Origin of the sequence: Sphingobium sp., from assembly GCA_023266575.1 — a bacterium.
Lineage (GTDB): Bacteria > Pseudomonadota > Alphaproteobacteria > Sphingomonadales > Sphingomonadaceae > Sphingobium.
Window position 1 is genome coordinate 181,603 of sequence record JAHFPV010000004.1, and the last position, 13,263, is coordinate 194,865.

Genomic DNA, 13,263 nt, shown 5'->3' on the forward strand with positions numbered 1-13,263 from the left:
ACCCAGGTCAGGCGCTGACCTCTTCGGGCCAGTAGAGACGCATGGGGTTGTCGATCAGCAGCTTGCGTTGCAGGTCGGCGGTAGGCGCGATGCGCGGTATCATGTCGACCAGATGGCCGTCATCGGGAATGGCATCCTGCATATTGGGATGCGGCCAGTCGGTGCCCCACAGCACCCGGTCCTGATAGTCGGCAACCAGCGGCGCGACCGCATCGGCAAAACTGTTCCACGGGTCGCCATTGGGGTCCAGCCGGTCAGGGCAGGTCGCCTTGAACCAGATGTCGTCGCGGCTGTCGAGGAAGGCGCGAAAGGCCTTCATGTCCGCGCCGTCCGGTCCCTGGGTCACATCGGGGCGGCCCATATGGTCGATCACCAGCGGCACGGGGATGGCGTCCATGAAGGGGCACAATTCTTCGAGAATATCCGCCTCGAAATAGATGACGACATGCCAGCCCGCGGGCAGGCGCTTGGCCACCTCCAGAAACTTGTCCTTGGGCGCATCGTCGACCAGGCGTTTCAAAAAATTGAAGCGAATGCCGCGCATCCCGCCATCGTGCAGGGCAGCCAGTTTCGCTTCGGAAATGGCGGGATCGACCACGGCGACGCCGCGGGCCTTGCCATTGGATTTGGCGATGGCGTCCAGCGTCGCCGCATTGTCGGTGCCATGGCAGCTTGCCTGGACGATGACGTTGCGGGCAAAGCCCAGATGGTCGCGCAGGGCGAACAGCATGTCCGGCCCGGCATCTTCCGGCAGATATTTCGCCTTAGCGCTAAAGGGGAAGTCGGCCATCGGCCCGAACACATGGCAATGCGCATCGATCGCGCCCGGCGGCGGGGTGTAGAGCGGCTTGGACGGGTTGCCGTGCCAGCTTATGATGCGCCCGGTTTCCTTGACACTCATGCGAAAATCTCTCCATCCATCAGCTTGCGGGCGGTGCGCAGCATGGCGGCGCTGGTGACGGTGCCGCTGTCGTCCAATTCCATGACGCAGGTAGTTTCGCCAGTCGGATGTTCGACCGACAGCGTCTTGCGATTGCCACTGGGGATGCTGGCGACCTCGGCCGCTGGCGAGCCTTCTATCAGGCAGGCGGTGGCGACGCTGACGGCGCCCAGCACACCGATGGAGGCATGGGCGCGGTGCGGGATGAAACTGCGCACGGTGACCGCGCCGCCGTCGCGGGGCGGGGCGACCAGCATCATCTTCGGGACGGACTTTTCGCGGACATCGCCAAGGTTCATCCGTTCGCCCACGGCGAGGCGGATGGCCTCGATCCGGGCTTTGAGCGCGCTGTCTTTGTCGAGCGTATCGCGGTCCTCATAGCCGGTGACGCCGACATCGCTGGCCTTCATCACGACGCAGGGCATCCCATTGTCGATCAGGGTGACCGGAACGCCTTCCACCATATCGAAGGCATTGCCGGTTGGGAGCAGCGCGCCGCAGGACGAACCGGCGGTGTCGCGAAATTCCAGCGGGATCGGTGCGGCGCTGCCAGGAACGCCGTCAATCTTCGCGTCGCCGTCATAGCGGACTATGCCGCCGGGGGTCTGGACGGTGGCGATGGCGATCTGGCCGGTATTTTCCATGAAGATGGCAACGCGGGTTTCGTCCTGCTGCGCGGAAACGAGGCGGCGCTCGATGGCGAAGGGACCGATCCCGGCAAGGATATTGCCGCAATTCTGCGCGTCGCTGACGATCGCCTGATCGACAAAGACTTGCAGGAAGAGATAGTCTATATCGACGCCGTCGCGCTGCGATTTCCTGACCAGCGCGACCTTGCTGGTCAGCGGGTCGGCACCGCCCATGCCGTCGATCTGGCGCGGGTCGGGCGATCCCATGACACGCAGGAGGAAGGCGTCGCGGGCGACAGTGTCGGGCGGCAAGTCGTCGGCCAGGAAATAGCCGCCCTTCGACGTGCCGCCACGCATCCACATGACGCGGGCGCGGTCAAACATATTTGAGGCCCATCTCTTCGAGGCGCGGGCGCATATTGTAGATGTCGAGGCCGAGTTCACCGGCGGCGAGGCGGACACGCTTGGCTTCTTCGGCGGCTTCGCGGGCCTGGGCCTTTTCCAGTACCGACACGGCGTCGGCGCGGGGGACGATGCAGACGCCGTCATCGTCGGCGATGACGACGTCGCCTGCGTTGACCAACGCATTGGCGCAGACGATGGGGACGTTGACGGATCCCAGCGTGCCCTTGATCGTACCCTGGGCGTGAACCGCCTTTGACCAGACCGGGAAGTTCATCTGCTTCAAGTCGCGCAAATCGCGGACGCCCGCGTCGATGATGAGGCCGCGGCAGCCACGGGCCTGGGCTGAGGTGGCGAGGAGGTCGCCGAAATAGCCGTCGGTGCAGGGACTGGTGGGGGCGAGGACGAGGATGTCGCCCTCTTTCAATTGTTCGATCGCGACATGGACCATCCAGTTGTCGCCCGGCGGGGCGGAGATGGTGACGGCGCTGCCAGCGATGCGGGCGCCGGGATAGATGGGGCGCATATGGGGGGCGAGAAGGCCGGTGCGGCCCTGGGCTTCATGGACAGTGGCGACGCCGCATTGGGCGAGGCCGTCAATGACGGAAAGCTCCGCCCGTTCGATATTCTGGACGACGATGCCGGACATGGCGCTGTTCCTTTTCCTAAAGCCGACAGTGACATGGACATATGTAACGCAATGCTCAAATCGGTTATGGCGCGGACACATAAAATTTTGCTAATTGTCAAAAATGGAAGCTGATCAGTTCAATATCCGGCACTTGGCCGCGCTGGTCGCGGTGGTCGATCAGGGCAGTGTCAGCCTGGCGGCGCGGGCAGTGAATTTGACCCAGCCGGCGGTGACGCAGGGTATCGCCAAGCTGGAGGCGCAACTGGGCGCGGCGCTGTTCGAGCGACGACCGGGCGGGATGGCGCCGACCGACGTGGCGTTGCGGTTCAAGCCGCGGGTCGAGGTCGCGTTGCGGCTGATCGGTAGCAGCCGGGTGACGGCAGCGCAAATCCGCGCCTTCGTCGCACTGGCGCGGGCGGGCAGCTATGCGGCGGCGGCGGCGCTGGTCGGGGTGGCGGAGCCGTCGCTGCACCGGGCGGTGGGCGATCTGGGGCTGGCGCTGGGCGTGCGGCTGGCGGAGCGGCGGGGCAGGGGGTTGATGCTGACGCGCGCGGGCGTGGCGCTGGCGCGGCGGTTGCGGCTGGCGCTGGCGGAACTGCAACAGGGGCTGGAGGAGATTGCCGAACTGCGGGGCCAGGAGAGCGGGCGGATATTGGTAGGCGCTATGCCGCTCAGCCGGGCGCGACTGCTGCCGCTGGCGATCACCCGATTCCGCCGCGATTTTCCGCAGGTCGACATATCCGTGGTGGAAGGATCGCACGCCGAACTGGTGGGGCCGCTGCGCGATGGCGAGATCGACACGATGGTCGGTGCCTTGCGCGATGCGACGATCGGGCAGGATCTGGTCCAGTTGCCCCTGTTCGAGGACCGGCCGACCATTTTTGCACGGGCGGGCCATCCGCTGGAGCGGGGCTGGGATGGCGATGATCTGCGGCGGTTTCCGTGGATATTGCCGCCCGAAGGGACGCCGCTGCGCCAATTGTGGCGGGCGATGTTTGCGGCGCTGGGGGGCGACTTGCCTGCGGTGCCGATCGAGTGCGGATCGGTGATGACGGTGCGGCAATTGCTGGTGAGCGGCGACTATCTGACCTTGTTGTCGGTCGATCAGCTGCGGGTCGAACTGGACAGCGGGATGCTGGCGGATATTGGCCCGGCTCCGGGTGATATCAGCCGCACCATTGGCCTCACCAGCCGGGCCGATTGGCGACCGACGCGGTTACAACAGCAGTTCATGGTGGCGATCGAGCAAGCCGTCGCAGAGATGAATTCGTAAAATCTTATAGTAAGGCCCCGGATATGATTGGCGACTGCGGCTTCAATCCGGCATCCCATTTGCATGGAGCAGGAAGTCGGTCTCATCGGGTTTGGCGAAGCGGGGTCCACCTTTGCATTGGCAGGGGACTGGGCGGCCGCCGCCCATGTCTATGATGCCAAGACGGAATGCGCGACCACGCGCGATGTGATGCTGGCCGCCTATGCGCAAGCGGGTGTGCTGCCCGCGCGCTTCATGGAAGATGCACTGGACGGCGTGGAGCTGATCCTGTCGCTGGTGACGGCGGATCAGGCGCTTGTCGTGGCAGAGGCAGCGGCAGCGTTGATCGCGCCGGGGGCGATCTTCTGCGACATGAACAGTGTCGCGCCGCAGACCAAGCAGGCCGCTGCGCAGGCGATCGAGGCGGCGGGCGCGCACTATGTCGATGTTGCTGTCATGGCTCCGGTCGATCCGGCGCGGTTGAACGTGCCGTTGCTGTTGAGCGGTGAAAAGGCCGGGGTTGCAGAAGCGCGGTTGCGGGCGCTGGGCTTTGCCAAGATGCGCGTTGTTGGCGCGGAAGTCGGGAGGGCGTCGTCGATCAAGATGATCCGGTCGGTCATGGTCAAGGGGATCGAGGCGCTGACCGCCGAATGTGTACTGGCGGCGGATGCGGCTGATGTGCTGGACGAGGTTCTGGCGTCGCTCGATGCGAGCGATAAGGCAAAGCCATGGGACGCGCGAGCGGACTATAATCTCGACCGGATGCTGGTGCATGGCCTGCGCCGCGCGGCCGAGATGGAGGAAGTGGTCAAGACGCTGGAGGGGCTGGGCACGGGCGCGGCGATGACGCGCGGGACGGTCGAGCGGCAGCGGGCGATCGGTGCGCTGGGGGTGAAGGTGGTACCGGAGGGGTTGGGAGCGAAGATTGCGGCTTCTTCACCCCGTCATCCCCGCGAAGGCGGGGATCCATCTCCGGCCCTGGCGATGGCGGAGGCGTTGGGAGATAGATTCCCGCCTTCGCGGGAATGACGGGGTTTTTGGGTTGGGCGCTGCGTGCTGCCGCCTGAGACCCCGGCCTGCGCCGGGGTGACGAAATAAGGGTTGAGGAAAGAGACGCGGATGAGCCTGATTATTGATTGCCATGGCCATTATACGGTGTTGCCCAAGGGGCATGACGCCTGGCGCGAAGAGCAGAAGGCCGCGTTCAAGGCCGGGACGCCATGCCCGCCTTATCCTGAGATTAGCGACGCGGAAATTCGCGAGACGATCGAGGCAAACCAGTTGCGGCTGATCAAGGAGCGCGGCGCGGACCTGACGATCTTTTCGCCGCGCGCATCGGCGATGGCCCCACATGTCGGTGATGAGGCGATGGCCAAGGAATGGGCGATCCGCTGCAATGATTTGATCGCGCGGGTCGTGGGGATGTTCCCCGAAACCTTTGTCGGCGTGTGTATGTTGCCCCAGTCGCCCAAGGCCGACATGCGCAATTCGATCGCGGAGCTGGAGCGCTGCGTCGAGATGGGCTTTATCGGCTGCAATCTCAATCCCGATCCGGGCGGCGGGCATTTCACCCATCCGCCGCTGACGGACAAATATTGGTATCCCTTTTACGAGAAGATGGTCGAGCTGGACGTCGCGGCGATGATCCATGTGTCGGGCAGCTGCAACCCGGCGATGCACGCGACCGGCGGCTATTATATTGCGGCGGACACGATTGCGTTCATGCAGCTGCTGGAAGGCGATCTGTTTAAGGATTTCCCGACGCTGCGCTTCATCATCCCGCATGGCGGCGGCGCGGTGCCCTATCATTGGGGGCGTTATCGCGGTCTGGCGGACATGCTCAAAAAGCCCGACCTGTCGACCCATTTGATGAACAATATCTATTTCGACACATGCGTCTATCACCAGCCGGGCATCGACCTGCTGGCCGACGTGATCGACAACAAGAATATCTTGTTCGGATCGGAAATGGTCGGTGCGGTGCGCGGGATCGATCCGACCACCGGGCAATATTTCGACGACACCAAACGCTATGTCGATGCGCTGGACATCAGCGATGCCGAGCGCGCCGCCATTTTCGAGGGCAATGCCCGCCGCGTCTTTCCCCGGCTTGACGCCAAATTGAAGGAGAGGGGACTATGATAACAGAAGATCCCAAGCATCAGGATATTCACGAATATCTGGCCGAGATGGAGGATATTCCGGGCACCCGCGTGTTCACCGCCAAGCGGGCGCGGCAGGGCTATCATATGAACCAGTTTGCGATGAGCCTGATGAAGGACGAAAATCGCGCAAGGTTCAAGGCTGACGAACGCGCCTATATGGACGAATGGCCGCTGACCGAGGACATGAAACAGGCGTTGCTGGCGCGCGATTATAATCGCTGCCTGGATCTGGGCGGCAATGTCTATTTCCTCGCAAAGCTGTTTTCGACCGATGGCATTCCGTTCGCTGAAGCAGTCAGCACCATGACCGATATGGAATTTCCGCAGTATCGGGAGATGATGATGAATGGTGGCCGCTCGCCCGAAGGCCTGCGGTCGATCAGGGCCAATGCGGCTGCGGCCAAGAAAGAGGATCGCTGATATGGCGCGGATTACTGCTGGCGTGGCGTCGAGTCATGTGCCGCTGCTGGGCGTGGCGTCGGACTTCAACAAGGATCGCGACGATTATTTCGGGCCGATCTTTGCGGGTTACGACTGGACGCGCGAATGGGAGAAGGCGGAAAAGCCCGATGTCGTCATCCTGGTCTATAACGACCACGCGTCGGCGTTCGACATGAAGATCATCCCGACCTTCGCGATCGGCTGTGGCGAGCGCTACAAGTCGGCCGACGAGGGCTGGGGGCCGCGCGCGGTGCCGGACGTGGAGGGGCATCCCGACCTTGCCTGGCATATCGCCCAGAGCCTGGTGCTGGACGAGTTCGACATGACCATCATCAACGAGATGGACGTCGATCATGGCCTGACCGTGCCGCTCTCCATGATGTTCGGCAAGCCCGACGCCTGGCCGTGCAAGGTCGTGCCGCTGGCGGTAAATGTCGTCACCTATCCGCCGCCGTCGGGCAATCGCTGCTGGGCGCTGGGCGAGGCTGTGCGCAAGGCGGTCGAAAGCTTCCCTGAGGATCTGAACGTTCAGGTGTGGGGCACGGGCGGTATGAGCCACCAGTTGCAGGGACCGCGCGCGGGGCTGATCAACAAGGAATGGGACAATATGTTCCTGGACGGTCTGGTCGGTGACAGCGACCATCTCCGCCGGATTCCGCATATCGAATATCTGCGCGAGACCGGCAGCGAAGGCATTGAAATGGTGATGTGGCTGGTGATGCGCGGCGCGTTGGGGAAGAAAACCCGCGCGCTGCACCGCCATTATCATGTGCCCTGCTCCAACACCGCGATCGGCCACATGGTGCTGCGCCCGGATAATGGCGAAGGGCTGGACATGACCGGTAGTGACACGGTGACGGCTATCGCGGCGGAGTAAATATGGCGGGGGTGGTGAGTGAGGTCAGGCGCGGTGCCTGCCTCACGGCCCCACCCCAACCCCTCCCCTGAAGGGGAGGGGCTTTATATTACGGAGATGTATATGCGTATTGCCCTGGCTGGTGCGGGCGCCTTTGGCGAAAAGCATCTGGATGGCCTGAAGAATATCGATGGCGTGAGCGTGACGTCGCTGGTTGGTCGGCGGCTGGACGCGACGCAGGCGATTGCCGACAAATATGGCATTGGCCATGCGACCACTGAACTGGCCGACACGCTGGCGCGCGACGATGTCGATGCGGTGATACTGTGTACGCCGACGCAAATGCACGCGGCGCAGGCGATCGCCTGCATGAATGCTGGCAAGCACTGCCAAGTCGAAATTCCGCTGGCCGACAGCTGGGCCGATGCGCAGGCGGTGCTGGCCAAGCAACAGGAAACCGGCCTTACCTGCATGGTCGGGCATACGCGGCGGTTCAACCCCAGCCATCAATATGTCCACAACCTGATCACGGCGGGTGATCTGAACATCCAGCAGATGGATGTGCAGACCTATTTCTTCCGCCGCAAGAATATCAATGCCAAGGGTGAGGCGCGGTCCTGGACCGACCATCTGTTGTGGCATCATGCCGCGCATACGGTTGACCTATTCGCCTATCAGGCGGGCAAGATCGTGTCGGCGCACGCGATGCAGGGACCGATCCACCCGGAACTGGGCATTGCGATGGACATGTCGATCCAGTTGAAGAGCGAGAGCGGGGCGATCTGCACCCTGTCGCTGTCGTTCAACAATGACGGGCCGCTTGGCACCTTCTTCCGCTATATCGGCGACACCGGCACCTATATTGCGCGCTACGATGATCTGGTGAATGGCAAGGAAGAACCGATCGACGTGAGCAAGGTCGCCGTGTCGATGAACGGTATTGAGTTGCAGGACCGCGAATTCATCAGCGCGATCCGCGAAGGTCGCGAACCCAATTCGAGCGTCGCCAAGGTGTTCGATTGCTATCGCGTGCTGGGCGAGCTGGAGCAGCAGCTGGCGTAATGGAGATCCCTTCGGGGTCGCACGGAAAGGCGCGGCGGAAACATCCGCTGCGCCTTTTTGCGTCAGGCGGTGACGAAGGGGTGCGCCAGACGCAGATCGTCCAGCAGGGTTTCGAGCCGAGCAACATCGGCAAAGGGGCCGGTGGGCGTCACCGACCAGTTGCAATGGGGATGGGTAGCGCGGCTGTAGAGGCGGATCGGGCCGATCAGCTTGCGCCAATGATGTTTGGTCTTGCCATGGTCGCGCAGCAATTTCGCCACGAGCAGGTCGGTCAGCTTGTCCACGGTCATTGCCTGTGCATAGGGCCGGGCGGGCGCGGGTTCAACCATCTCTGGCGGCGCGCCAGACACGGGGTGGCTGGCCGATATGGCGGGCGAAGAAGCGGGAGAAATAGGCCGGGTCCTCAAAACCGATGGCATAGGCGATGTCCGCCACCGACATTTGCGAATAGAGGAGCAGGCGGCGCGCCTCCAGCAGGGCGCGGTCGTCGAGCATCTGGGCGGGTGATGTATTGGCAACGCGGGCGCAGGCCTGACGCAGGGCGGTGAGGCTGACGCCCAATGCGCGGGCATGGTCCGACACTGGCTCGCGCTGGCGGAAGCGCTGCTCGATCCGTTCGCGCAGCCGGGCGACGAGCGCGGCCTGACGCGGCGTGCCGGGCTGAACCTGCTTTGAAAGCGCGGCGTGGCGCAGCGCCAATACCATGAGGTGCAGCAGCGCGGATTCGACCGCGGCGCGCTGGCCGGGGCCGGACCAGCCCAACTCCTGCGCCATGCGCGCGATGGCGGCTTCGGCGGCATCGCCCTCCGCCTGTGGCAGCATCACGGCATGGGGATGGGCAAAGAGCGGGGCGAGATCGGCGTCGCGGGTGACAAGGTGGCGCAGATAGGCAGCGGCAATGGTGGTGACATGGCCGCTGGACTCGCGATGCCAGCTGAAGCCGTGGACGATTCCGGCCGGGACCAGCAGCAGGCAGGGCGCCTCGAACCGGAATTCGCTGGCTTCGGCCTGCATCGCGCCGCCGCCCTGCGCGATCAGGATGATATGGTTGAGGTCGCGATGGACATGGCGGTTGATCGTCCATTCGCTGGGGCGGGATCGGTCGTCCAGGCTTTCGACATGGACAAACCCCTCTGCAACGCTGCGTTGCGGTTCGCCATAGAGGTAGAAGCTGGGGACGGGAGCGGTTGCCATGGGCGGTGTCAGCTGGGGCGGGCGCGCAGCGGGATCAGCAGCGCCGCACCGACCAACGATCCGAGCGCCATGGCGAAGGCGACCCAGGGCAGGCTGACGTCGAGGCTGAAGAGGAAGCCTGCCAATATCGGTCCCAGCGCCGCGCCGCCCCGGCCCACGCCTATGACGATACCGGTCCCACCGGCGCGCACGGCAGTCGGGAAGAACTGTGCAACCAGCGCATAAAGGCCGACAACCGCGCCATTGGTGCAGAAACCCGCGGCGGCGGCAATCAGGCTGAGGCCTGCCAGCGTCGTCTGTTCCTGACCGAACAAGGTGACCAGACAGGTCGAGGCGACCATGGCGACGATGACCAGCGGCCGGATCGCGATCCGCCAGCTGAGCGCGCTCAGCAGCAGCGCGCCCAGCAGGCCGCCGACATTGGCCCATACCAGCACGCCGCCCGCTGCCGAGGCGGCATAGCCCATGTCCACCACGATCTTTGGCACCCATTTCAGGATGAAATAGAAGGTCATGATGTGGCAGAAATAGCCAAGCGTCAGCAGGATGGTGGTGCGCGCCAGGTCCGGCGCGAATAGCGCGGCGAAGGAGGGTTTGAGCGCTTTGCTGTCAACCGGCGGCAGGGCGTTGATCGGTGGCTGGCCGAGGCGACCTAGCGCATGGTTGACCCGCACCAGCGCGTTGTCGGGCCGCTTCTGTAGCAGAAAGCCGATCGATTCAGGCAGCAGGAACCAGATGAAGGGCAGGAACAGGGCGGTGGCGACGCCGCCCAGCAGGAAGATGTCGCGCCAGTCGCCCGCGACCAGCAGATGAGAGGCAACTGACCCGCCCAGGATCGCGCCCGCCGGATAGCCCGCCGCCATGATCGCGACGGCCAGGCTGCGGGCGCGGGCATTGGCGAGTTCGGCGACCATGGCATTGGTGCAGGCGAGCATCCCGCCAATGCCAAGGCCGGTGACGAGCCGAATGACCGAGAGCGAGACGACGTCCCGCGCCTGCGTCGCCGCGCCCATGCCGATTGCCATGACGACCAGGCAGAAGAGGATGGTCGGGCGGCGGCCGATCCGGTCGGCGACATTGCCGAGCAGGACGGAGCCGACTGCCATGCCGATCAGCTCCATCGACAAGACTAGGCCCAGCGCGGCGCGCTCCACGCCCCATTCCTTGGCGATGCCGGGCGAAGCGAAGCTGATCGCCAGCACATCGAACCCGTCCAGTGCATTGAGCAGGACGCACAATATGATCGCGATGATCTGAAGCCGCCCCATGGGCGCTTCATCCAGTCGCTGCCGGATGTCCGTTGCGGGTCCCGTCATCCTCAATCCTTTTGTTTTCAGCCGACTGCAAAAATATCGAGCCGCACATGGTCTCTATAGCGCGCGGCGGTGCAGAGAAAGACCGTGCGGCCGAGCCAGGCGTGCGGGCCATCGCTCGCCACCTCGAAGCGCGGTGTGGTGCGGAAATAATAGAGCGAGGGATCGACCACTTCGCCCGCCGCGATCCGTGCCAGCACCGGGGTGGGACCATGGCGATAGCCCGGATTGACGATCGAGAGGATTGCGCCGTCGCTGGCCTCTATCGAATAGCGGGCGAGAATGTCCGCCGTCCCATCCGGGCGGATGGATTGCCAGTCCGCGCCGCCGGGCAGAATCTTGCCGGTCAGGCGCGGGCCGTCCACGCTGCCGCCGGTAATGGGGATGACCCGCTTGCGCATCCCATCGACGGTGCCCAGTTCCTGTGGCGCGCCGATCAGCACGCGCAACCGCATGGCAAGGGTGAGCGGCGGGGTCGCCAGCGCGTCGGACGCGGCGGCCATGGCGGGAACGGTAGCACCGGCCAGGGCGAGGCCCGGCATCGCCTTGAGCAGGCTGCGACGGGGAAGGGGATCGGTCATGTCTCTCCTCTCGCGGCTCTGTCGGATCGTCCATTATGGATTCTGGCGCTATTTCATGCGATAATCCACCATGTCGGTCAAGTTGGCTCTGTATTCGCGCGGCAAGACTGCTGGATCGTCCAACTATATGGTTGCTCCGCCCCTGTGATGGCGACCTGCAAAAGGCCATAATCGGCGCAAATCTGGTTCGGCAGGAGAGGATTATCATGAAAACCCAGGTTGCAATTATCGGCGCAGGGCCAGCCGGGCTGTTGCTTGGCCATTTGTTGCGGGTCGAAGGGATCGACACCGTCATCGTCGAGCGGGCCGCGCCTGACTATGTGCTGGGCCGCATCAGGGCGGGCGTGCTGGAGCGGACGACGACCGATCTGATGGACCAGCTGGGGCTGGGCGCGCGGATGCACGCCGAAGGCCTGCCGCATGACGGCTTTCATCTGGCCGATGGCGAGCGGCTGATCCGCATCGATGTCGCCGGGCTGACCGGCAAGCAGGTGATGGTCTATGGCCAGACCGAAATAACGCGCGACCTGATGGAGGCTGCGCCTGACCGTGGGCTGGAGATCATCTATGAGGCTGGCGACGTCGCGTTTCATGATGTCGATAGCGATGCGCCCTATCTGACCTATAGCAAGGACGGCACGACCCACCGGATCGATGCGCAATTCCTGTGCGGTTGCGATGGTTTCCATGGCCCCTCGCGCAAGGCGATCCCGGCTTCTGTGGCAACCGCCTATGAGAAAGTCTATCCGTTCGGCTGGCTGGGCATATTGGCCGACGTGCCGCCCTGCAATCACGAACTGATCTACGCCAATCACGAACGTGGTTTCGCGCTGGCGTCGATGCGGTCGGAAACGCGCAGCCGCTATTATGTGCAGGTGGCGCTTGACGAGAAGGTCGAGGATTGGTCCGACGACCGGCTGTGGGATGAACTGGCGATCCGGTTAGGGCCGGAAGCGGCGGCGCAGATGGTGCGCGGCCCGGCTTTGGAAAAGTCGATCGCGCCGCTGCGTTCCTTCGTGTTCGAGCCGATGCGGCACGGGCGGCTGATGCTGGCCGGTGACAGCGCGCATATCGTGCCGCCGACCGGGGCGAAGGGGCTGAACCTGGCGGCGTCGGACGTCCATTATCTGTCGCAGGCGCTGATTGGCTATTTCCAGCGTGGGGATACCGACGGGGTGGCGGGCTATTCCGCCAAGGCGCTGGCGCGCGTGTGGAAGGCGGAACGCTTTTCCTGGCAGTTGACCCGGTTGATGCACCGTTTCCCTGACAGCGATGCGTTCGACCGGCGGATGCAGGTCGCTGACCTGGACTATATCGCCTCGTCCGTGGCGGCGCAGACGACGATCGCGGAAAATTATGTCGGTTTGCCGTTGTAGGCACCGATTGATTCGAGGCTTCCGTCGTGATCGGATGGCGAAAATGGCGCGGGCGGGCTGAAAAGCCGCCTGCGCCATTTGTCGTTTCGGAGCGTGCAAACCCCGATGATTGAGGGGCGTTGGCGTCATTTTAATGAACATTCTCAACAAAAAATCGTTCTGAGGCCATTTTTCCTGTTGACCGAATCTGTGGTGTTACCTAGAGGGCTGTTCACCGGACGGGGCGCTGCCTAAAGGAAGCGTTCGGTACGGTCGCCACTATGGTTGGACGCCATTCCCTCGGCACTTAGGTATCGGGGCGGGATGGTTGTCCGGTTTTTAGTTTGGTTGTGGTTCTTTGACATTGTTAGTCAGATGAAGGGACATGTGGGCGGCGGCTCCGGTCTGCGGCGGCTTTCAGGCGTCGTGTGATCGGTTAAAT

The 13,263-nt window shown here is 63.6% G+C and carries 14 protein-coding genes; 7 read left to right on the plus strand and 7 right to left on the minus strand.

All coding sequences use genetic code 11. The features are described from left to right. Nucleotides 1-7: 7 nt before the first annotated feature. From Q0D44_RS06870 to ligK, 3 genes are read right to left on the minus strand one after another with little or no spacing between them, the layout of a single operon-like run. Nucleotides 8-901 carry an amidohydrolase family protein gene (locus Q0D44_RS06870; RefSeq protein ID WP_294134432.1) on the minus strand — a complete coding sequence of 298 codons (894 nt, stop codon included), beginning with the start codon at nt 899-901 and terminating at the stop codon, nt 8-10. Next, nucleotides 898-1,953: a 4-oxalomesaconate tautomerase gene (locus Q0D44_RS06875; RefSeq protein ID WP_294134434.1), complete on the minus strand. Its 1,056-nt coding sequence runs from the start codon at nt 1,951-1,953 to the stop codon at nt 898-900. Before Q0D44_RS06875 ends, Q0D44_RS06870 begins: the two co-directional genes overlap by 4 nt. Further along, nucleotides 1,946-2,620, minus strand: a complete 675-nt coding sequence (gene ligK, locus Q0D44_RS06880) for a 4-carboxy-4-hydroxy-2-oxoadipate aldolase/oxaloacetate decarboxylase (protein WP_294134438.1) — start codon at nt 2,618-2,620, stop codon at nt 1,946-1,948. Before ligK ends, Q0D44_RS06875 begins: the two co-directional genes overlap by 8 nt. A gap of 103 nt (nt 2,621-2,723) precedes the next feature. On the opposite strand from ligK, the gene Q0D44_RS06885 reads away from it, so the two are divergent. The 6 genes from Q0D44_RS06885 (at nt 2,724) to Q0D44_RS06910 (ending at nt 8,378) form a co-directional block, all read left to right on the plus strand. After that, entirely contained in the window at nt 2,724-3,875 is a 1,152-nt protein-coding gene (locus Q0D44_RS06885; protein WP_294134441.1) for a LysR substrate-binding domain-containing protein, read from the plus strand. 63 nt (nt 3,876-3,938) lie between these two features. Next, nucleotides 3,939-4,883 (plus strand): NAD(P)-dependent oxidoreductase, encoded by a 945-nt coding sequence (locus tag Q0D44_RS06890; protein ID WP_294134444.1) that lies wholly within the window; start codon nt 3,939-3,941, stop codon nt 4,881-4,883. A gap of 90 nt (nt 4,884-4,973) precedes the next feature. Further along, the gene (locus tag Q0D44_RS06895) at nt 4,974-5,996 is read left to right on the plus strand and encodes an amidohydrolase family protein (RefSeq protein WP_294134447.1); all 1,023 of its coding nucleotides are present in this window, start codon (nt 4,974-4,976) and stop codon (nt 5,994-5,996) included. Next, nucleotides 5,993-6,439 carry a protocatechuate 4,5-dioxygenase subunit alpha gene (gene ligA, locus Q0D44_RS06900; RefSeq protein WP_294134449.1) on the plus strand — a complete coding sequence of 149 codons (447 nt, stop codon included), beginning with the start codon at nt 5,993-5,995 and terminating at the stop codon, nt 6,437-6,439. Before Q0D44_RS06895 ends, ligA begins: the two co-directional genes overlap by 4 nt. Nucleotide 6,440: 1 nt before the next feature. After that, nucleotides 6,441-7,337: a class III extradiol dioxygenase subunit beta gene (locus Q0D44_RS06905; protein WP_294134452.1), complete on the plus strand. Its 897-nt coding sequence runs from the start codon at nt 6,441-6,443 to the stop codon at nt 7,335-7,337. 102 nt (nt 7,338-7,439) lie between these two features. After that, a complete protein-coding gene (locus Q0D44_RS06910) occupies nt 7,440-8,378 on the plus strand; it encodes a Gfo/Idh/MocA family oxidoreductase (protein WP_294134455.1) in 939 nt (312 codons plus the stop codon). 62 nt (nt 8,379-8,440) lie between these two features. On the opposite strand, the gene Q0D44_RS06915 is transcribed toward Q0D44_RS06910, so the two are convergent. The 4 genes from Q0D44_RS06915 to Q0D44_RS06930 are packed head-to-tail and all read right to left on the minus strand — an operon-like array spanning nt 8,441 to nt 11,466. Continuing rightward, entirely contained in the window at nt 8,441-8,668 is a 228-nt protein-coding gene (locus Q0D44_RS06915; RefSeq protein ID WP_294134479.1) for a hypothetical protein, read from the minus strand. A gap of 31 nt (nt 8,669-8,699) precedes the next feature. Next, complete coding sequence (locus Q0D44_RS06920; RefSeq protein WP_294134458.1) at nt 8,700-9,572, minus strand: helix-turn-helix domain-containing protein; 873 nt, start codon at nt 9,570-9,572, stop codon at nt 8,700-8,702. 8 nt (nt 9,573-9,580) lie between these two features. Beyond that, complete coding sequence (locus Q0D44_RS06925) at nt 9,581-10,888, minus strand: MFS transporter (RefSeq protein WP_294134461.1); 1,308 nt, start codon at nt 10,886-10,888, stop codon at nt 9,581-9,583. Between the two features lie 17 nt (nt 10,889-10,905). Next, nucleotides 10,906-11,466 carry a DUF3237 domain-containing protein gene (locus Q0D44_RS06930; protein ID WP_294134463.1) on the minus strand — a complete coding sequence of 187 codons (561 nt, stop codon included), beginning with the start codon at nt 11,464-11,466 and terminating at the stop codon, nt 10,906-10,908. Between the two features lie 206 nt (nt 11,467-11,672). Between Q0D44_RS06930 and pobA the strand changes: the two genes are divergently transcribed. Further along, nucleotides 11,673-12,842: a 4-hydroxybenzoate 3-monooxygenase gene (gene pobA, locus Q0D44_RS06935; RefSeq protein WP_294134465.1), complete on the plus strand. Its 1,170-nt coding sequence runs from the start codon at nt 11,673-11,675 to the stop codon at nt 12,840-12,842. Nucleotides 12,843-13,263: the final 421 nt, after the last annotated feature.